Origin of the sequence: Micromonospora sp. NPDC049151, assembly GCF_040648395.1 — a bacterium.
GTDB lineage: Bacteria > Actinomycetota > Actinomycetes > Mycobacteriales > Micromonosporaceae > Micromonospora.
Genome location: NZ_JBEZDP010000010.1, coordinates 102,565 through 121,199 on the forward strand (window position 1 = coordinate 102,565; position 18,635 = coordinate 121,199).

Below are 18,635 nucleotides of genomic sequence, written 5' to 3' on the forward strand. Positions count from 1 at the left end.
GGGAGTGACCCACTATGTGGACAGCGAAGTCGCCCGACTCGGGACGGTGCTGCTGCACCGCCCGGGACCGGAACTGGCCCGCCTCACCCCACGCAACAACGACAGTCTCCTGTTCGACGCTATCCCGTGGGTGGGACGCGCGCAGGAGGAGCACGACGCGTTCGCGGCGGCGCTGCGGTCCCGTGGGGTCGAGGTGCTCTATCTGGTCGACCTGCTGGTCGAGACGCTCGCCGTGGCAGACGCCCGGGCCGAGCTGACCGAGCAGGTGCTGCGGTCCCGCCGGCTCGGCCACACCCTGCGGCGCCGGGTCGCCGACCATCTGACGTACCTCGACCCGGCCGGGCTGGCCGACGTGCTCACCGCCGGGCTCGCCCACGAGGAACTGCGGCTCGGCGCCGACCGCCCCGGCGGTCTGGTCTGGACGCTCATGAACCGGCACGACTTCGTCATCGACCCGCTGCCGAACCTGCTGTTCACCCGCGACTCGTCGGTCTGGATCGGCGACCGGGTCGGTGTGACCAGCCTGGCCATGCCGGCCCGGCGGCGGGAGACCACGCTCACCGACGCCATCTACCGCCACCACCCGCGCTTCGCCGGCACCGAGTTCGTCTACCACCCCCGGCTGGAGCATCTGGAGGGCGGCGACGTGCTGCTGCTCGCGCCGGGAGTGCTCGCCGTCGGTGTCGGTGAGCGCACCACCCCGGCCGGTGCGGAACGGCTGGCCCGGCAGGTGTTCGCGGCCGGACTGGCACACACCATCCTGGTGGTGCCGATCGCGCAGGAACGCGCCACCATGCACCTGGACACGATCTGCACGATGGTCGACGTGGACGCCGTGCTGATGTACCCGAACGTCGCCCACGAGCTGTCCGCGTACACGGTCATCGCCGGCGCGGACGGCGACGACCTGCGGGTCGACGGGCCGGCGCCGTTCCTGCGGGCCGCCGCCGACGCGATGGACCTCGACCAGCTCCGCGTGATCGACACCGGCCTCGACCCGGTCACCGCCGAACGCGAGCAGTGGGACGACGGCAACAACACGCTCGCGCTCGCGCCCCGGCTCTGCGTCGGCTACGAGCGCAACGTGGAGACCAACGCGCAACTGGAACGCGCCGGCATCGAGGTGATCGCCATCGCCGGGTCGGAACTGGGCTCCGGGCGGGGCGGCCCGCGCTGTATGTCCTGCCCGCTGGTGCGGGAGAAGGGCGGGGCCGCCTGACCCGGAGCCGTCAGCGCAGCGTCAGCTGGCGGCCGAGCAGGCCCTGGCGGGCCCGGCGGCCGGCCGCGTCGAGCGGCTCCCGCTCCGCCACCGCCTCGGCGTAGCGCTTGGCGAACTCCGCCACCGGCGCCTCCCACTCGGCGGCCGGGGTGTCCTCCGGCAGGTCCCAGACCGGCGCCAGCCGTCCGTGTGCCCGGAACATGCCAGCGAACTTCGTGTCGTCGCCGAGTGTCAGCGCGCCCGCCGCGGCGAGCCGGGACAGCGCGTCCAGCGCGGCGTCCTCGTCCTCCGGCAGGACCAGGCGCACGTGGGCCTTCTCCGGCACCTGGCACCAGTACGCGGCCCGCGCGGCGGCCAGCTTGACCGTCGGGTAGATCGCCGAGTTGGCCCGCTCCAGGGACGCCTGCACGTTCGGGTCGTCGGCGGCGCCCGGGTCGAGCCAGAAGTCGAACCCGTCGTGCATGGTGATCTCCAGCGGGCCGTCCACCAGGATGTCCTGGAGGCGGGGGCCCGGCCCGGGCAGCGGTGGCACGCTCACCTGGCCGCCCGGCTCGGTACGCAGCGCGGAGATCAGCGCGTCGGCCAGGTCGCGGGAGACGTCGCCGGACTGCTGGTGCCGCTGCAGGCCGATGAAGACCCGCCCGTCCGGCTTGGTCATCGCCGGGGCGGCCATCGGCAGCACGGTGGCCAGCGTGACCGGCCGGTCGCCGTACTCCTCGATCAGTTCCGGGGTCAGCCGCAGCGGCGCGGACGCGGCCGGGACCAGCTCGCGCAGGGCGATCCACTCCGGCTCGTCGGCCAGGCCCTCGAACGGCCGGGGCACGAAGACGTCGCGCACCTTCTCCCGCTTCGGGGTGGCCTCGACGGCCCGCTGGTTCTTCCGACGCTTGCTCATGCGCCCGCTCCGCTCCGCTCGCCCATGGCGAGACAGCCTAGATGCCGGGCCCCGGCGGTGGGGGCCGGACCCGGCTGTCGCGCCGGTCAGCCCGCGGCGACCAGGTCCGTCCGATGCGCCGGGACCGGGTCGAACCGGGCCCACACGCTCTGGCCCAGACCGTCGCGCTCCACCCCCCAGCCGCTGGCGAGCCCGGCGACGATGTGCAGCCCACGCCCGTCGGCCGCGTCCGGCGAGGCGGTACGCATGCACGGGCCGGCACCGGCACCGCCGTCGGTGACCCGCAGCTCGATGCTCGGCCCCTGCTCGGTCGGACGCAGCCGCCAGGCGACCCGCACCACGCCGCCGGGCAGGGCGTCGGCGTGCCGGACCGCGTTGCCGACCAGTTCGGCGAGGACCGCGACCAGGTCGGCCATCAGGACCGGGGGTACGACGCCGGTCAGCTCGTCGGCGAGGCGGTGCCGGGCCAGGCGCGCGCCGGTGGCGTCGTGGGGCACCACCACGCACCACGACCGTTCGGCCGGACCAGTCGACACGTCGTTCCTTCCCCGCCCGTGAGCGCCCCGGGTCAGCCCCGGGGCAGCCGCACCTCTGCGACCGTACCGCCACCGGCTCTGGGCCGGAGGGATACCCATCCATTCTGCTGTTCAACGATCTGGCGGACGAGATAGAGGCCGAGCCCGGCGCCGGGATAGCGGCGGCGGTCGCCGGACTCCCCCTGCCAGAACCGTTCGAAGGCCCGCTCCACGTGTTCCGGGCGGATGCCGATGCCCCGGTCGGCCACCCGGAACGAGACGGTCCGCTCGTTCGCCTCGGCGGTGATCTCGATCGGCGTGTCCGGCAGCGAGTACTTCCCGGCGTTGGTGCCCAGTTCGGTGAGCACAGTGGCGAGGCTGTGCCGGTCGCCGAGCGCCTTCGGCAGGTCGGCGGGCAGGTCGAGCACGACCCGGTGCCGGACGTCGGCCGGCAGGTCGGTCACCGCCGCGCGCAGCGCGTCGACCAGGTCGAACGGCGCGGCCGGCTCACCGCCGGGACGGTTCTCGGTGGCGGCGGTCAGCAGCCGGTCGACCAGGCGGGCCAGCTCGTTCGCGCGCTGGCCGATGATCCGGGCGGCCTGCCTGCGGTCGCCGTCGCTCAGCGAGTCCCAGTGGTCCGTGAGCGTGTCCGCGTACCCCTTGATGACGGTGACCGGGGTACGCAGCTCGTGGCTGGTCACCGCGACGAACAGGTCCCGGTCGTGGTCGCGCCGCTGCTGGTCGGTGGTGTCGCGGAAGGTGACCACGCGCAGCGCGTTCGGGCCGGGCAGCTCGCCGGAGGTGATCCGCAGCCAGCGGCCGTCCGGCAGCCGGTGGTCGAGCACCTGGCCGGGCGGCGGCAGCGGGAACGGCAGCGGGCGGCTCAGCGCCTCGTCCGCCGGCCGGCCGGTCACCTGTACCGCGGCCGGGTTCCAGAGCCGGACCCGGCCGTCCCGGTCCACCACCGCGAGGCCGTCGGCGAGCGCCGCCACGACCGGGCCGTCCCCGTGTACGGGCAGGCCGGTCTGGTCGCCGTACATGTGGGCGACGCAGGCGGCGATGTAGCCGATGACGGCGCGTTGCGAGGGTTGCAGCGGTTCGCCCAGCGGGTAGAGCGCGTGCAGGCTGCCGACGGTGAGCCCGCCGATCTCGGCGCGCGCCACGATCATCCGGCAGAGGCCCCGGCCGGCGACCTCGTCGGCGAGCGCACCGGGGATCGCGTCGACCCGGACCTCCCGTACCGGCGGGCCGGCGAGCAGGCAGACGGTGGCCGGGTCGGTGGCGGGCAGCGGGCGGCCGAGGACGAACTCGGCGCTGCCGGTCGCGGCGACGACCCGTCCGCCGGCCGGGGTGAACTCCACGAAGACCAGGCCGGCCGCGCCGACCGCCGGCTGGACCTCGCCGAGGAGTCGGGTGAGCACGGCGAGACCGGACTCGCCGGAGTTGATCATATTGATCACTGCGGTGTGGCCGGCGATGAAGGCGGGGTAGTCGGTTCGCTCCGGCATGTCCCGAGTGTGCCGCGCCGTCCGCGTCCGGGACACCCCCGGCCGGTCGACCGTCCCCCGTACCGATCGACGGGACTCACCGGCCCAACCGGGCCAGCGCGCGGGCCGGCCGGTCCGTGATCACCCCGTCCACGCCCGCTTCCAGCACGAGTTCCAGGTCCTCCGGCTCGTTGACGGTCCAGACGTAGACCGAATTGCCGGCGGCGCGCAGCGCGGGGACCAGGCGCGGGCGGGCCCGGACGAGATCCACGCCGGGACCGGCGATCCGGGCGCCGAACGGCAGCCGGCCCAGCGGCAGCAGGCGGGGCAGGACCTCCAGCAGCAGCACCGTGGGCAGCGCCGGCGCGAGTTCCCGGACCCGGCGTACGGCGAGCGGCGAGAACGACATCACGGTCACCTGGACCGGATCGTCCGGGCGGGGCTCGGCCAGCCCGTACCGGCGCAGCATCTCGACCAGGCGCCGCTCCACGTCGCCCCGGTAGCGCGACGGGTGCTTGGTCTCGATCAGCAGCCGGACCGGCCGCCCGGCCGCCAGCACCGCGTCGAGCAGCCGTTCCAGCGTGAGCAGCCGGGTGTGCGACTCGTCCAGCCGCACGTCGTCCTCGGCGAGCGTCGCGGCGCGGTGCCAGGAGCCGAAGTCGAGCGCCTCCAGCTCGGCGAGCGTACGCGCGCTGACCAGCCCACGGCCGTTGCTGGTGCGGTCCAGCCGACGGTCGTGGACGCAGACCAGATGCCCGTCGCGGGTCAGCCGGACGTCGCACTCCAGCCCGTCCGCGCCCTCGTCGAGGGCGCGCAGGTAGGCGGCGAGCGTGTGCTCCGGCAGGTCGTACGAGGCGCCGCGATGGGCGAAGACCAGGGGGGCGGTCACGGACGCGTCACCGACTTCAGGCGACCCGGCCCGGCTGCCCGTCGTCGGTTACCACCGGACGGCCGGCGGCGGCCCAGTCGCCCATCCCTCCGTCGACGTTGCGCACCTGGTCCCAGCCGTTGCGCATGAGGTAACCGACCACCTGGGCGGACCGTCCGCCCGAGCGGCAGATCACCGCCACGTCGCGGTCCTGCGGGATCTCGGCGATCCGGGCGGGCAGCTCGGTCATCGGCAGGTGATGGGCGGCCGGCGCGTGGCCGGCGGCCCATTCGTCGTCCTCCCGGACGTCGAGCAGGTAGACGTCGTCGGGCACGGCCGACGCGGGGACGCTGGGTAGTGAGGCTCCGAACACGGTAACCAAGCCTAGTCGCCCGAGCCGCTCACAGCCGGTTGACCCAGCGCGGATTCGCGCCGGCCCACTGCGGCACCCGCGTGTCGCGCAGCGCGGCGAACAGCCCGGCGCCACCGTCGTCGAGCACCACGTACGAGACGCCGTCGATGGTCTGCGGGTAGGAGGGCACCTGGACCCCGCGCAGGGCGTCCGCGGGCAGGCCGCGCAGCGCGAACAGCAGCTCGCCGAGGGGTACGCCGTTGGTGTCCACGGTCAGCGCCCCGCCCGCCGCGCGCAGCACCCGGTCCAGCTTGACCGGGTCGTCGCGCAGCCGCGTCTGGCCGGCCCGGTCGACCATCGCCCGCAGCATCTGCTGCTGGTGCCGCTGCCTGTCGTAGTCGCCGCCGGGCAGGTCGTAGCGCTGCCGTACGTAGTCCAGCGTCCGCGCGCCGTCCATCTGCTGGCAGCCGGCGTCGAACTGGTGCTGGGTGTGGATCGAGCGCACCGGCGTGTCCACACACATCCGGATGCCGCCGAGCTGGTCGATCACCTGCTTGAAGCCGGAGAAGTCGACGAGCGCCGCGCCGTCGAAGCGGATCCCGGTGAGCCGGCTCAGGGTGGTGCTGAGCAGCCGCGCGCCGCCCTCACCGCCGCCGCCGTGCTCGTACGCGGCGTTCACCTTGTCCTGGCCGCCGGGGAATCCGGGCGCGGCGGGGAGCGCCACCAGCAGGTCGCGCGGCACGGAGATCAGGTACGCCTGCCGCATCCCGGCCGGTACGTGCACGATCAGGATGCTGTCGGAGCGCTGGTCCTCCGGGCTCGCGCCGGGCCGGTGGTCCGAGCCGATCAGCAGGTAGTTGAGTGCGCCGTCCAGGTCTGTCCGCTTCTTCCGGGCGGCCGGGTCGAGCAGTTGCTCCTTGGCGACGGTGCGGTCGTAGCGCGAGGTGAGCCAGTGCAGACCGGCGACGCCGAGCGTGGCCAGCAGCACCAGGGCGAGCCCGGCGCCGAGCAGGAACCGGGCCCGGCGGGCGGGTCCACCCCGCCCGCGTCGGTTCCGTGCTGGCCTGGACGTGACGATCCCCCCGTAGCCGCGACATGAGACCCGCTCACGTCAGGCTACGGGGGGATCGGCCGACCGGTATCGCTTTCGCGCAGGTCAGAGCGTCATTTACGGGTGGAGAGGACGTCCGGGTTGTTCACCACGAACTCGGCCAGCTTGTCGTCCTTGACCGCCTGGAACATGTCCATGCTGAGCTGGTTGAGCACCTCGCGGTTGTTGCCGTTGCCGTTGAAGGTGCCGCCGTTGGTCCGCAGGGTGACGAGGTCGTTGCCGGTCACACCCTTCATCGTGAAGATGAAGTCCTCGATCGACACGCCGCCGGTGTCCAGCACGAACGCCTTGCCGGCCGCCTTGATGAGCCCGTTCAGCTTGATCGGGTTGGTCAGCGTGCCGCTCTCGGAGGCCTTCTTGGCCATCGCCTTGATCAGCTGCTGCTGGTTCTGCTGGCGGTCGTAGTCGCCGTTGCGAAGGGTCTTGCGCTGCCGGGAGTAGTCCAGCGCCTGCCAGCCCTCCATCTCCTGGCAACCCTTCTTGTACGTCACCGGCTTGCGCGCCTTGCCGGTCTTCTTGGCGTCCGCGTTCCACATCGGCTTGCCGTCGACGTACGACATGTGCAGGGAGGAGACCTCCTCGGTCACGCAGATCCGCACCGTGCCGAGCTCGTCGATGACGTTTTTGAAGCCGCCGAAGTTGATGATCGCGGCCCCGTCGAAGCTGATCCCGGTCATCCCCTTGATGGTCTTGGCCATCATCTGGGCGCCGCCCTCCCAGCCGCCGCCGTTGCGCGCGCCGATCTGGAAGGCAGCGTTGATCTTGTCGGTGCCGCCCTTGAAGCCGTTGTCGGACGCCGGGATGTGCGCCTCGGTGTCACGCGGGATCGAGATCAGGTACGCCTGGTCGTGGCTGGCCGGGATGTGCAGCACGATGATCGTGTCGGCCCGGACGTCGTCGGCGGCCCAGCGGGCCCGCGCGTCCACGCCGAGCAGCAGCATGTCGATCGGGCCTTCGAGGTTGTTGCCACCCTCGGCCTCGGTCTTGCCCGCCTCGCCGAGCAGGTTGCGCTGGGCGATGTTGTTGGTGGCCTGGCCGATGACCGCCTTGCTGCCGACGATCGCCACGCCGCTCGTCACCATCAGCACGGCGCCGAGCACGAGCGTGAGCTTCGCCCAGAGCGGGTCCTTGCGCTTCGTGCGCTTCTTCTTGCCACCGCCGGGACCGCGACCGCCGGAACCGGGCTGTGTGGGGATGACCGGAGGAACCCGCCCGGATGACCCGGGTGCCGGTGAGTGGGTGCGACGGCTGGTCTGGACCGACATGCGTGCTCCAGCTCGGGGATCGGGGGCGGGACCACTTTACGTACTGGTTCTCGTTTCTGCGACCTCGTCGGGCGGCAATTCCCGTCAATCCCGGCCAACATCCTCGGGGTGTGGCCGAACGGGCAGGAGTAAGGAGCCGGTCGGCGGTTGGCCTCCGTGGTGGCGAGGATCCAGCACGCGACACAGGTCGTGCCGTGCCGGCGTCAGCCGCCCGCGCTGTCGCCCGAACCCTTCTGGTTGGCCTGCATCCACTCGGCCATCCGGTCCGCGGCGATCGCCTTGTACATCGCCAGCGCCTTCTCCCGATCGGACACCACCACCGACTGGCCGTCGATGGTCTGGCCGCCCAGGTGCGGGCTGGTGACGAACGTCAGGTTCTCGCCCCGCAGGCTGCGGAACTGCACTGCCATGTCGGTCAACGAGAATCCCTGGTCGACCGTGACGGCGGCGGTCACCGCCTTGAGGAAGTCGTTCAGCTTCTTCGGGTTGGTGAGCGTCCCGGTGCTCGCCGCCTTGTCCATCAGCGCCTTCAGGAACTCCTGCTGGTGCCGCATCCGGGCGAAGTCGCCGTCCGGGAACTGCTTGCGCTGCCGGACCCAGTCCAGCGCCTCGGCGCCGTTCATGTGGTTCACGCCCTTGGTGAACGTCCGGTACGGCTTGTGAATCGAGGTGATGGTCCGCTCCACCTTGAGGTCGACCCCGCCCAGCGCGTCGGTGACCTCCTTGAAGCCGCCGAAGTCGATGGCCATGACGTGGTCGATGCGTACGTCGGTGAAGCACTCCACGGTCTTCACCGCCAGCGGCAGGCCGCCGAACGCGAACGCCGCGTTGATCTTGTTGCGTGAGCCGGAGTCGCAGGACGCGCCGGCGCTCTCCGGGATCGGCACGTACAGGTCGCGCGGCACCGAGACCAGGTAGGCGCTCTTGTGGTCGGCCGGGATGTGCATGACGATCACGGTGTCCGCGCGCCACTTGCCCGAGCCGTCGACAGGGGCGTCCGGGTCCCGCGAGTCGCTGCCCACGAGCAGGATGTTGAACGCGCCCTCGACCTGCTTGGCCGGCCGTCCCCCGGTGATCCCGGCGAACGGGTCGGTACGCGCCAGGTCGTCGTCCAGGTTGCGGGCGTAGAACCAGGCGCCGAGGCCGCCGAGCAGCGCCAGCACCAGCACCGCCACGCCGGCCACCAGGCCGATGCGCCCCCAGCGCGGCCGGGGACCACGCCGGCCGGACCCACCCGGACCGCCGCCGCCCGGACCACCGGGACCGGCCGGGCCCGCCGGGCCGCCGGGACCGCCGGAGCGGGGCGCCTCGTCGTGCGCGGGGTACCACCTGGTTTCCGAGGGCCGGGCACGCCCGGTGGCGGCCCGGCCGGAGCCGGGAACCGGGGCGCGGCCCGCGCCCCGGTTCAGGTGTCGGGGGAGCGGGGCGCCGGCAGACGAGGTCGCTGACATGTAACCGAGGGTAGGTCGGCCGGGCCACCGACGCCCTCGTACGCGCGCCGATGTCAGCCGCGTCCTCGGCGGGTTCAGTACCCGAGACGCTCGCGGAAGTACTCGATGGTGCGTCGGAGGCCGTCTTCGGGCGTGACGCTCGGCTCGTATCCGAGCAGTTCGCGGGCGAGGGTCAGGTCCGGGCGGCGCATCTCCGGGTCATCGGAAGCACGAGTGATGTAGCTCACCTCGGACGTGCTTCCGGTGAGTGACACGATCGTCTCGGCCAGTTGCCGCATCGACATCTCGTGCTCGGTGCCGCAGTTGATCGGCCCGGTCTCGGTCGAGTCCAGCAGCAGCAGGATGCCGCGCACCAGATCGTCGACGTAGCAGATCGACCGGGTCTGGTTGCCGGTGCCGTGCACCGTGATCGGCTCCCCGCGCAGCGCCTGGGAGATGAACGTCGGGATGGCCCGGCCGTCGTCCGGTCGCATCCGGGGGCCGTACGTGTTGAAGATCCGCACGATCGCCGTGTCGGTGCCCCGGCTGCGGTGGTAGGCCATGGTGGCCGCCTCGGAGAACCGCTTCGCCTCGTCGTAGACGCTCCGGATGCCGATCGGGTTGACGTTGCCCCAGTACGTCTCGCGCTGCGGGTGCTCCTTCGGGTCGCCGTACGCCTCGGAGGTGGAGGCCATCAGGAACCGCGCGCCGTCGTCGGTGGCCCGCTCCAGCAGCGCCAGCGTGGCTACCGAGCCGACCCGGAGGATCTCCACCGGCAGCTTCTCGAAGTCGGTGGGGCTGGCCGGGGACGCCATGTGCAGGATGGCGTCGAACCGCTCGGCCATCGCCGGGTGCTGCGGCAGGCCTTCGGAGATGTCCGCCTCGACGAGGGTGAAGGTCGGCTTGTCCAGCAGGTGGGCCACGTTGTCCTTGGACCCGGTGACGAAGTTGTCCAGCACCACGACGGTGCAGCCGCGCTCGACGAGCCGGTCGACCAGGTGTGACGGGACGAAACCGGCGCCGCCGGTGACGAGGATGCGGTGTCCGGTACCGAAGCGGGGAGCGACCTTCATGGCGGTCAGCCTATACACGCGAGGCGGGGCCCCCGCGTAAGGCAGGGACCCCGCTCGACGGTGGTGATCAGTGCGCGCCGGCTCCGGTGAGCGAGCGCACCTCCAGCTCCGCGTACTTCTCCTCGTCGCTCTCCTTCGACAGGATCGTGCCGAGCCAGCCGCACAGGAAGCCGAACGGGATCGAGATGATGCCCGGGTTCGACAGCGGGAACCAGTGCCAGTCGTGGTCGGGGAACATCGCCGTCGGCACGCCGGAGACGACCGGCGAGAAGAAGACGAGCACCACGGCGGCGAGCAGGCCGCCGTAGATCGCCCAGACCGCGCCCGAGGTGTTGAACCGCTTCCAGAACAGGCTGTAGAGGATCGCCGGCAGGTTGCCCGACGCGGCGACCGCGAACGCCAGCGCGACCAGGAACGCCACGTTCAGGTTCTGCGCGTAGATCGACAGCACGATCGAGACCGCGCCGATCACCAGCGCGGAGACCCGGGCGACAGTCACCTCCTGCCGTTCCGACGCCTGCCCGTTCTTCATCACGTTGGCGTAGAAGTCGTGCGCCAGGCTGGACGACGACGCCAGGGTCAGCCCGGCGACCACCGCGAGGATCGTGGCGAACGCGACCGCCGCGATGATCGCCAGCAGTGTCGCGCCGCCCAGGTCCCCGCCGAGGAACTGCTCGCCCAGCTTCTCGGCGAGCTGTGGCGCCGCGGTGTTGCCCGCCTTGTCCTGCGCGGTGATCTCCGACCCGCCGACGATCGCCGCCGCGCCGAAGCCGAGCGCCAGGGTGAGCAGGTAGAAGGTGCCGATGATGCCGATCGCCCAGAGCACGCTCTTGCGGGCCGCCCGCGCGGTCGGCACGGTGTAGAAGCGGATCAGGATGTGCGGCAGGCCGGCCGTGCCGAGGACCAGCGCGATGCCCAGCGAGAGCAGGTCCATCTTGCTGTAGAACGTCTTCAGCGCGTCGCCGGGTGTCTCCACGCCGTAGCGCAGCCCGGGTTCGAGGAACGCCGCTCCCTTGCCCGAGGCGCTGGCCGCGTCGCCGAGCAGCGAGGACAGGTTGAACTTGTACTTGGCGAGCACCAGCAGCGTCATCGCCAGCGCGCCGCCCATCAGCAGGAACGCCTTGACGATCTGTACGTACGTGGTGCCCTTCATGCCGCCGACCGTCACGTAGATGATCATCAGGGCACCGACCATGATGATGGTGGCGACCTTGGCGGTGTCGGCGTCCATGCCGAGGAACGTGGTGTCCGGCTTGATGCCGAGCAGCAGGGCGACGAGCGCGCCCGCGCCGACCATCTGGGCCAGCAGGTAGAAGATCGACACGGTGATGGTGGAGACCGCCGCCGCCGTCCGCACCGGCCGCTGCCGCATCCGGAACGCGAGTACGTCAGCCATCGTGTACCGGCCGGAGTTGCGCAGCAGTTCGGCCACGAGCAGCAGCGCCACCAGCCAGGCGACCAGGAAGCCGATCGAGTAGAGGAAGCCGTCGTAGCCGTAGAGCGCGATGATGCCGGCGATGCCGAGGAACGACGCGGCCGACATGTAGTCGCCGCCGATCGCCATGCCGTTCTGGAAGCCGGAGAAGGACCGGCCGCCGGCGTAGAAGTCGGTGGCGGTCTTGGTCTGCCGGCTGGCCCAGACGGTGATCGCCAGCGTGATGGCCACGAAGACCAGGAACAGCGTGATGGTGAGGTTCCGGGCGGTGGTGCTGCCCGCCTCAGCCGCGAGGACCGTGTTCATGGGTCACCTCCCCCATCTCGTCGCGGATCCGGTCGGCGACCGGATCGATCCGGCGGTTGGCGAACCGCGAGTAGAACCAGGCGATGAGGAACGTGGAGACGAACTGGAGCAGGCCGAAGACCAGGGCGACGTTGATGTTGCCGATCAGCTTCGTGCCCATGAATCCCCGCGCGTACGCGGAGAGGATGACGTAGAGCGCGTACCACAGGAAGAACGCGACGGTCATCGGGAAGACGAAGCCGCGCAGCGTGCGCCGCAACCCGGCGAACTCGTCCGACCGCTGGACGGCGAGGTACCGTTCCGCCGCCGACTCGGCGGGTGCGGACGCGGGTGTGTCCGTGGACATCTGTGGATCACCACCTTCGCAAGGCGTGGGGAGTTTCGCGCACCGTAGAGAGCGCGCTCCCGGCCCCGGAAGGCTCCGCCGCCCGGCGGCGAACGGTTGCGCCGAACGGCACCCCCACTGCGCCCAGTGACCCACATCACTCCGCTAACCGGTCACCCCCACCCGGCCGATCATGAGGTTGACGGCGACAAATCGGACGCCGAGCGCCGTCAACTTCATGATCGACGGAGCTGGGGGGTCAGCCGGGGAGGTCGTGGTAGCGGCCTCGGTAGTGGAGCAACGGAGGGGTGTCCCGGGGCAGATCCACCGATTCGATGGTCGCCTCGATCAGCAGGCTCCAGCCGTACTCCCGGGCGGTGTCGAGGCGGCAGCCCGCCCACCCGCCGGCGTCGGCCGGCACCGGGCCGTACGGCGTCTCGGTCCAGGCGTCCAGAGCGAACAGGCCGCCGGGGGACGGGAACAGCCCGGCGAAGCGGTCGGCGAGCTGCCGGTGCCGCGGGCCCAGCGCGGCCACCGCGAACCGCCCGGCGTCCTCGACCGCCGCCCACAGGTCCGACTCCGGATCGATCAACCCGAGCAGCCGGTCCGGCTCGCCCTCGGCGACGAGCGTGGACGAGACGGTCAGCCCGGCCGGGCCGGGCGCGGTCCAGAGCGTCACCGGGGCGGCCAGCCGCCCGCGCAGCCGGCGTACCGGTGAACGTTGCGCGGCCGGTGCCGCGAACGGGTCGGTGGAATGGATCTGCGCGCCCGGCTCTGGATTCACGTGAAACATTGTGCCGCCCGGTCCGGCCCGGGCGCGGCTCGACGCCGGCGCCTACCCTGCCGGGCATGTCGCTGATCCCCCCGCACCAGATCGCCCAGGAACGGACGGTCGACGCCGACGCCGTCCTCGGCGGCCAGGTCGATCTCCGGGCCTATCCGCACCGGCACCTGATGATCGTCACCCGGCACAGGTGGGGCAGAAGCGGCTTACCGCTGCTCCTGGCGGCGGTCGAGCACCTGTCGAACTACGGCTGGGATCTGGTGAACGTGCTCGCCCTCTCCGAGGGTCCCGCCGTCTACGCGGTGATGCGCCGCACCGCCTGACGGCGGCCGGGGGCGCGCGGATCAGTCGTCGGCGAGCAGCCGGCGGGCGGCGGCCAGCACCTCCGGGTCGGCGCAGCCGGCCGCGTACCCGGCGATCCGGCGGCGGATGTCGCGCCCGAGCAACCACTGCCCGATCCGCTCGGCGACCGGGCGCAGGAACGCGGGGCGGCAGCGGAAGTTGTACCGCCACGTCGCGAGCGTGGTGCCGGGCTCCGGGCCGGGCGCGAAGCGCCAGCCGCCGCCGAACCGCTCGAAGAACCACGGTCCGCGCACCATCTTCATGCCGACGTTCGTCGGTGGTGACCAGGAGACGTACTCGCTGACCATGACCAGTCCGTGCCGGGAGTGGGTGTACGTCCGCACGCCCCGGCCGGGCCGCGTCGCGCCGTCGACGAAGTGCTGCTCGCGGACGAACGGATCCCAGCGGTACCGCACCGGGGCGGTGGTCTGGGAGACGGCGAACGCCAGCTCCGGGGGAACCGGGACCGTGGTGACCGCTTCGACGACGGGCATCAGCGCCTCGGGGTGACAGCGGCCAGCAGCTCCGGCTGCCGGTGATCGAGTGTGTCCCCCGCCAGGTACGCCCCCAGCAGTGCCGCGCCCCCGCCGTACGCCAGGCCGACCGGCAGCGCCAGCCAGAGCCACACGTCGCCGAGCAGCGCGGCGGCCACCACGAACGGCACCGCCGCCACCGCCGAGACGACCATGGAGACCAGGGTGAGCAGGCCCTTGGTGAAACCCGCACCGCTGTTCATGGCGAACGGGTTGCTCGACTCGGGCAGCGAGTAGGCGCCGAACACCGAGACGTACGCGTTGATCGCGAGCCCGCAGCCGTACGAGGCGATCAACGCGCCACCCATGACGCCGAGCCATCCGGGCCGGCCGAGGATGACGGCCAGCGCGATCGCGATCGCGACGAGCATCGGCAGCACGTAGATCGAGAACGCGGCCATCCGTGCCCGCAGCTCCACCCGGCCGGGCACCCCGGCGACCAGGTTCGCGGCGTACGCGCTGCCGTCGAAGCCGAACTGGTTGGCCAGCGTCAACGACGCGAGCGCCCCGACGAAGATCATGGAAAGGCTGACCAGCGCCGGGGAGGAATCACCGCCACCGAACTCCGCCCCGCCCTCGGTGGTGAACGACACGCCGCCGAGGTTGACCATCAGCGGCACGAACACACCGACCACGGCCACGGTGATCAGGTTGGCCCGCCGCCGGGCGTCCCGCCACCAGTAGCGGCACTCGCGGGCGACGAGCGCGCCGAACCGGTCCCGCCGGGCCCAGCCCACCGCGCGGGGGAAGAGTTGCGTGACCGCGCCGCCGGTCACGCCGCGCGGCGTCCGCGCGGGGCCGCTGCTCGCCGCGCCCACCATCGCCGTCTCCAGCGACCGGGACCACCAGAACAGGAGTACGCCGAGCGTCGCGAGCGCGATCAGCAGCTTCACCACCGCCGCGCCGGCCCGGCCCTGGGCCACCTCCAGACCGACGGTCCACGGTGCGCCGAACGGCGTCCAGCCGACCACCCGGGCCACACCGTCCAGCCGGCCCCAGTCGGTCTGCCGTACCGCCGCGAGCACCAGCAACTGCAGCGGCCCGAGCAGTGCGGCCAGCACGGCCAGCAGCACGGCGGCCAGGTCGCGTACCCGGCGGGAGCGCAGCATGGTGGCGAACGCGCTCGTCAGCGCGCGGGCGCCGGCCAGGCAGACGAGCAGCCCGACGACCACGCCGAGCGCGCCGGCCAGGGCGGCCGCCCAGCCGCCGAGCGCACCGGCGGTGACCACCAGCCCGGCTGCCGTGATCGCCGTCGCCAGGGCCGGCACGCTGACCAGGGCGGCGGCGAGCAGGCCGGTGACCAGGGTGCGGCGCGGCAGCGGCAGCAGCGCGAACCGGGCCGGGTCGAGCGTCTCGTCAACGCCGAAGAAGACGAGCGGCAGGAGCAGCCAGCCGAGCGTCAGCAGGCCACCACCGAGGGCGGAGACCATCAGCGCGTACCGGGACTCGTCGGCCAGCCCTGGCGCGGCGAGCAGGAAGAACCCGACGGCGGCGAACCAGAGCCCGAACAGCAGGCCGAGGACGAACAGTGCGATCCGCCAGGTCTGACCCCGGAAGTTGTTGCCGAGCACCCGCAGCTTGAGCCGGACGAAGTGCCAGGGTGACACGCGCCGGGCCGGCCGCTCGGGGACGGTCACCGGGACAGCCACGACAGCTCCTCGCCGGTCGCGGTCCGGCCGCCGACCACCTCCACGAAGACGTCTTCCAGCGACCGGTCGCCGCGCACCTCGGCCAGCGTGCCCACCTGCTTGATCCGGCCCTCGGCCAGGATCGCGACGTGGGAGCAGAGCCGCTCGACCACCTCCATCACGTGGCTGGAGAAGATCACCGTGCCGCCACCGCTGACGTACCGGTGCAGGATGTCGCGGATCAGCGCCGCCGAGACCGGGTCGACCGCCTCGAACGGCTCGTCCAGCACGAGCAGGCGCGGACCGTGCAGCAGCGCGCAGGCCAGCCCGATCTTCTTCTTCATGCCCGCCGAGTAGTCGACCACGAGCGTGCGGCCGGCGTCGGAGAGCGCCAGCACGTCGAGCAGCTCCGCCGCCCGCTGGTCGACCACCGCCGGGTCCATGCCACGCAGCAGACCGTGGTACGCCAGCAGCTCCGCCCCGCTGAGTCGGTCGAAGAGGCGTACGCCGTCCGGCATCACACCGAGCAGGCTCTTGGCGCGCACCGGGTCGGCCCAGACGTCGTACCCGAGCACCCGCGCCTCACCCGCGTCGGGCCGCAGCAGGCCGACGGCCATGGAGAGGGTGGTGGTCTTGCCCGCGCCGTTCGGGCCGAGCAGGCCGTAGAACGAGCCGGTCGGCACGGCGAGGTCGACGCCCGCCACCGCGACCTTGGTGTCGAAGCGCTTGGCCAGACCGCGAAGGGAGAGCGCCGCGTGCTGATCGGTCATGGTCCGACCGTATCGGGCTCCGGCCAGCGGCTGCTCGGGCGGCAGGATGATCTCGCGTCATCCCTGAGAGGTACGGCGCGGATCACAGGCGCAGCGACTCCGGGGTGTGCAGGCGGAGCATGGTGGCGCCGACGTCGCGGGGAAGACGCCGCCGGCTCGCCATCGACACCACCACCATCACCGTGAACGCCAGCGGCACCGTCCACGCGGCGGGCTGGGTGGTCAGCGTGGCCGGCCACCCGGTCAGCGGCGGGCCGAGCACGGTGAGCAGCACCGCCCCGACCGCCGCGCCGCCACCGACCAGCACCCCGGCGGCGGCGCCCAGGTCGGTCAGGCCACGCCACCAGATGCCGAGCACCAGCAGCGGGCAGAAACTCGACGCTGCCACCGCGAACGCCAGCCCGACCACCTGCGACACGTCGAGCCCGGAGACGTTCAGGGAGAGCACCGCGGGCACCGCCCCGGCGATCACAGTGGCGAGCCGGAAGCCGCGTACCGAGCCGCGCCCCAGCACGTCCGTGGAGATCACCCCGGCCACGCTGGTGAGCAGGCCGGACGAGGTGGAGAGGAACGCCGCGAACGCGCCGGCCGCGACGAGCGCGGCGAGCAGCCGGCCGGTGGTGCCGTCGCCGAGCGCCGCACCGGGCAGCAGCACCACCACCGCGTCGGTCTGGCCGCTCACCAGCAGTTGCGGGGTGTAGACGCGGCCCAGCACGCCGTAGACGGTGGGCAACAGGTAGAAGACGCCGACGAGCGCCAGCACCACGAGCGTGGTGCGGCGGGCGGCGGCGCCGTCGGGGTTGGTGTAGAAGCGGACCAGTACGTGCGGCAGGCCCATGGTGCCGAGGAACGTGGCCAGGATCAGCGAGTACGTGGCGAACAGCCCGCGGTCGTCCTCGCCGGCCGTGTCCGGCAGCAGCCATTCGGTGGCGCCGTTGGCCGCGCCGGACACCTCCGGCACCGGGTCACCGGCGGCGAATTCGATGCGGTCGCCGGGGCGTACCTCCCGGATGTCGCCGTCGGGCAGGGTGAGGGTCGCGCGGTGCTCGACCACCACTGTGGTCGCGGTCCGGAACGTCGGCCCGTCGGGCGGGGTCACCGCCGGGCGGGCGTCGGCCTGCCACTGCAACGCCAGGAAGATCGCGGGTACGGCGAGGGCGGTGAGCTTCAGCCAGTACTGGAACGCCTGCACGAACGTGATCGCCCGCATGCCGCCCAGCGCCACGTTCGCGGTCACCACGACGGCGACGAGCAGCGCACCGAGCGGGTACGGCGAGCCGGTGAGCGTGGCGAGCGTCAGCCCGGCGCCCTGCAACTGCGGCACCAGGTAGAGCCACCCGATGAAGATCACGAAGACGGTGGCGAGCGTCCGCAGCCGGCGCGAGCCGAGCCGCACCTCGCAGAAGTCGGGCAGCGTGAACGCGCCGGAGCGGCGTAGCGGCGCGGCCACGAACAGCAGCAACGCCAGGTATCCGGCGGCGAAGCCGACGGGGTACCAGAGCACGTCCACGCCGTACTTCAGGATCAGCCCGGCGACGCCGAGGAAGCTCGCCGCCGACAGGTACTCCCCGCCGATCGCGGCGGCGTTCCAGGTGGGGCTCACCGCCCGGGAGGCGACCAGGAAGTCCGAGGTGGTCCGGGCCAGCCGCAGCCCGTAGAAGCCGATGCCGACGGTGACCAGTGTGACGGCGACTATCGCCGGGACCACGTAGTCGTTCGACATCAGCGTTCCGGCCGTCGGATCAGGTCGACGAAGTCCTGCTCGTTGCGTTCGGCCAGCCGCACGTACGCCCAGCCCACCACGATCAGGAACGGGAACGACACGACGCCGAGCAGCAGCCACGGCAGGTTGACCCCGAGCACCGTCACCCGGCCGACGGTGGGCGCGATGGCGAACAGCCAGGGCAGGCCGCCGAGCCCGATCAGCACCAGCAGGCTGAGCCGCAGCGCCAGCGAGAGCTGGGCGCGCATCAGCCCACGTACGAGCGTCTCGCCGACCGGGGTCTGCTGGGTCAGCTCGGAGCGGGCGCGGTCGGCCGGGCTGCCCACCCGGGAGACCTCGGCCAGCACGATCCGGGTCCGCTTCGGCGCGGCGGCCGGCTGCGGCCCGCTTTCCGGCCTGCTGGCCGGCTCGCGGAGGCCGGGCGTGCGGGGGCCCGGAACCGGGGCGGCCTCGGCGGCCCGGCCCGGAGGGTGCTGTTCCTCGGCTCCGGTCACCCCCGGCAGTCTCGCCCGCTCAGCGGGAATGTCAAGGGCACAATTCCGAGCCCTGTGCACAACCTGTGGATAACGCTTCA

Annotated in this window: 19 protein-coding genes; 2 read left to right on the plus strand and 17 right to left on the minus strand. The window is 72.3% G+C overall.

The window, feature by feature from the left end; genetic code table 11:
• The first annotated feature begins 4 nt into the window (after positions 1-4).
• Positions 5-1,219, plus strand: a complete 1,215-nt coding sequence (locus tag AB0B20_RS14310) for an arginine deiminase (RefSeq protein ID WP_357470746.1) — start codon at positions 5-7, stop codon at positions 1,217-1,219.
• A gap of 10 nt (positions 1,220-1,229) precedes the next feature.
• Here AB0B20_RS14310 and AB0B20_RS14315 read toward each other — a convergent pair whose 3' ends face one another.
• The 12 genes from AB0B20_RS14315 to AB0B20_RS14370 all read right to left on the minus strand — a co-directional run bounded on the left by AB0B20_RS14315 (position 1,230) and on the right by AB0B20_RS14370 (position 13,074).
• Positions 1,230-2,114, minus strand: coding sequence for a DUF5926 family protein (locus tag AB0B20_RS14315; RefSeq protein WP_357470749.1), 885 nt, complete (start codon positions 2,112-2,114; stop codon positions 1,230-1,232).
• Positions 2,115-2,200: 86 nt separating this feature from the next.
• On the minus strand, positions 2,201-2,617 hold the full coding sequence (locus AB0B20_RS14320; protein ID WP_357382299.1) for an ATP-binding protein: 417 nt from the start codon (positions 2,615-2,617) through the stop codon (positions 2,201-2,203).
• Between the two features lie 65 nt (positions 2,618-2,682).
• Positions 2,683-4,137 (minus strand): ATP-binding protein, encoded by a 1,455-nt coding sequence (locus AB0B20_RS14325; protein WP_357470752.1) that lies wholly within the window; start codon positions 4,135-4,137, stop codon positions 2,683-2,685.
• A gap of 76 nt (positions 4,138-4,213) precedes the next feature.
• Entirely contained in the window at positions 4,214-5,005 is a 792-nt protein-coding gene (locus AB0B20_RS14330) for a glycerophosphodiester phosphodiesterase family protein (RefSeq protein ID WP_357382017.1), read from the minus strand.
• A 16-nt stretch (positions 5,006-5,021) separates the two neighbouring features.
• Positions 5,022-5,357: a rhodanese-like domain-containing protein gene (locus tag AB0B20_RS14335; RefSeq protein WP_013289303.1), complete on the minus strand. Its 336-nt coding sequence runs from the start codon at positions 5,355-5,357 to the stop codon at positions 5,022-5,024.
• A gap of 28 nt (positions 5,358-5,385) precedes the next feature.
• A complete protein-coding gene (locus tag AB0B20_RS14340) occupies positions 5,386-6,324 on the minus strand; it encodes an LCP family protein (protein ID WP_357470756.1) in 939 nt (312 codons plus the stop codon).
• 176 nt (positions 6,325-6,500) lie between these two features.
• Entirely contained in the window at positions 6,501-7,712 is a 1,212-nt protein-coding gene (locus AB0B20_RS14345; protein ID WP_357382012.1) for an LCP family protein, read from the minus strand.
• A 203-nt stretch (positions 7,713-7,915) separates the two neighbouring features.
• Positions 7,916-9,163 (minus strand): LCP family protein, encoded by a 1,248-nt coding sequence (locus AB0B20_RS14350; RefSeq protein ID WP_357382010.1) that lies wholly within the window; start codon positions 9,161-9,163, stop codon positions 7,916-7,918.
• Positions 9,164-9,237: 74 nt separating this feature from the next.
• Entirely contained in the window at positions 9,238-10,215 is a 978-nt protein-coding gene (locus AB0B20_RS14355) for an NAD-dependent epimerase/dehydratase family protein (RefSeq protein ID WP_357382008.1), read from the minus strand.
• Between the two features lie 67 nt (positions 10,216-10,282).
• Entirely contained in the window at positions 10,283-11,956 is a 1,674-nt protein-coding gene (locus AB0B20_RS14360) for a cation acetate symporter (protein ID WP_357382006.1), read from the minus strand.
• Positions 11,934-12,302 (minus strand): DUF485 domain-containing protein, encoded by a 369-nt coding sequence (locus AB0B20_RS14365; protein ID WP_357382004.1) that lies wholly within the window; start codon positions 12,300-12,302, stop codon positions 11,934-11,936. Before AB0B20_RS14365 ends, AB0B20_RS14360 begins: the two co-directional genes overlap by 23 nt.
• A 238-nt stretch (positions 12,303-12,540) precedes the next feature.
• Entirely contained in the window at positions 12,541-13,074 is a 534-nt protein-coding gene (locus AB0B20_RS14370) for a flavin reductase family protein (protein ID WP_357382002.1), read from the minus strand.
• Positions 13,075-13,130: 56 nt separating this feature from the next.
• On the opposite strand from AB0B20_RS14370, the gene AB0B20_RS14375 reads away from it, so the two are divergent.
• On the plus strand, positions 13,131-13,388 hold the full coding sequence (locus AB0B20_RS14375; protein WP_357382000.1) for a hypothetical protein: 258 nt from the start codon (positions 13,131-13,133) through the stop codon (positions 13,386-13,388).
• Positions 13,389-13,409: 21 nt separating this feature from the next.
• On the opposite strand, the gene AB0B20_RS14380 is transcribed toward AB0B20_RS14375, so the two are convergent.
• The 5 genes from AB0B20_RS14380 to AB0B20_RS14400 form a co-directional block, all read right to left on the minus strand.
• Positions 13,410-13,901 (minus strand): SRPBCC family protein, encoded by a 492-nt coding sequence (locus AB0B20_RS14380; protein WP_357470760.1) that lies wholly within the window; start codon positions 13,899-13,901, stop codon positions 13,410-13,412.
• The gene (locus tag AB0B20_RS14385; RefSeq protein WP_357381996.1) at positions 13,901-15,589 is read right to left on the minus strand and encodes an ABC transporter permease; all 1,689 of its coding nucleotides are present in this window, start codon (positions 15,587-15,589) and stop codon (positions 13,901-13,903) included. The genes AB0B20_RS14380 and AB0B20_RS14385 overlap by 1 nt, the downstream gene beginning before the upstream one ends.
• Positions 15,574-16,338: an ABC transporter ATP-binding protein gene (locus AB0B20_RS14390; protein ID WP_357381994.1), complete on the minus strand. Its 765-nt coding sequence runs from the start codon at positions 16,336-16,338 to the stop codon at positions 15,574-15,576. Before AB0B20_RS14390 ends, AB0B20_RS14385 begins: the two co-directional genes overlap by 16 nt.
• An 82-nt stretch (positions 16,339-16,420) precedes the next feature.
• On the minus strand, positions 16,421-18,061 hold the full coding sequence (locus AB0B20_RS14395; protein ID WP_357381992.1) for a cation acetate symporter: 1,641 nt from the start codon (positions 18,059-18,061) through the stop codon (positions 16,421-16,423).
• Entirely contained in the window at positions 18,061-18,411 is a 351-nt protein-coding gene (locus AB0B20_RS14400; RefSeq protein ID WP_354866788.1) for a hypothetical protein, read from the minus strand. The genes AB0B20_RS14395 and AB0B20_RS14400 overlap by 1 nt, the downstream gene beginning before the upstream one ends.
• Positions 18,412-18,635: the final 224 nt, after the last annotated feature.

Bases quoted from the DNA above. Each gene is read 5' to 3' on its own strand.
- AB0B20_RS14315 (WP_357470749.1), bottom strand. From the start codon at position 2,114: ATGAGCAAGCGTCGGAAGAACCAGCGGGCCGTCGAGGCCACCCCGAAG.
- AB0B20_RS14325 (WP_357470752.1), bottom strand. From the start codon at position 4,137: ATGCCGGAGCGAACCGACTACCCCGCCTTCATCGCCGGCCACACCGCA.
- AB0B20_RS14345 (WP_357382012.1), bottom strand. From the start codon at position 7,712: ATGTCGGTCCAGACCAGCCGTCGCACCCACTCACCGGCACCCGGGTCA.
- AB0B20_RS14350 (WP_357382010.1), bottom strand. From the start codon at position 9,163: ATGTCAGCGACCTCGTCTGCCGGCGCCCCGCTCCCCCGACACCTGAAC.
- AB0B20_RS14355 (WP_357382008.1), bottom strand. From the start codon at position 10,215: ATGAAGGTCGCTCCCCGCTTCGGTACCGGACACCGCATCCTCGTCACC.
- AB0B20_RS14360 (WP_357382006.1), bottom strand. From the start codon at position 11,956: ATGAACACGGTCCTCGCGGCTGAGGCGGGCAGCACCACCGCCCGGAAC.
- AB0B20_RS14365 (WP_357382004.1), bottom strand. From the start codon at position 12,302: ATGTCCACGGACACACCCGCGTCCGCACCCGCCGAGTCGGCGGCGGAA.
- AB0B20_RS14370 (WP_357382002.1), bottom strand. From the start codon at position 13,074: ATGTTTCACGTGAATCCAGAGCCGGGCGCGCAGATCCATTCCACCGAC.
- AB0B20_RS14375 (WP_357382000.1), top strand. From the start codon at position 13,131: ATGTCGCTGATCCCCCCGCACCAGATCGCCCAGGAACGGACGGTCGAC.
- AB0B20_RS14380 (WP_357470760.1), bottom strand. From the start codon at position 13,901: ATGCCCGTCGTCGAAGCGGTCACCACGGTCCCGGTTCCCCCGGAGCTG.
- AB0B20_RS14390 (WP_357381994.1), bottom strand. From the start codon at position 16,338: ATGACCGATCAGCACGCGGCGCTCTCCCTTCGCGGTCTGGCCAAGCGC.
- AB0B20_RS14395 (WP_357381992.1), bottom strand. From the start codon at position 18,061: ATGTCGAACGACTACGTGGTCCCGGCGATAGTCGCCGTCACACTGGTC.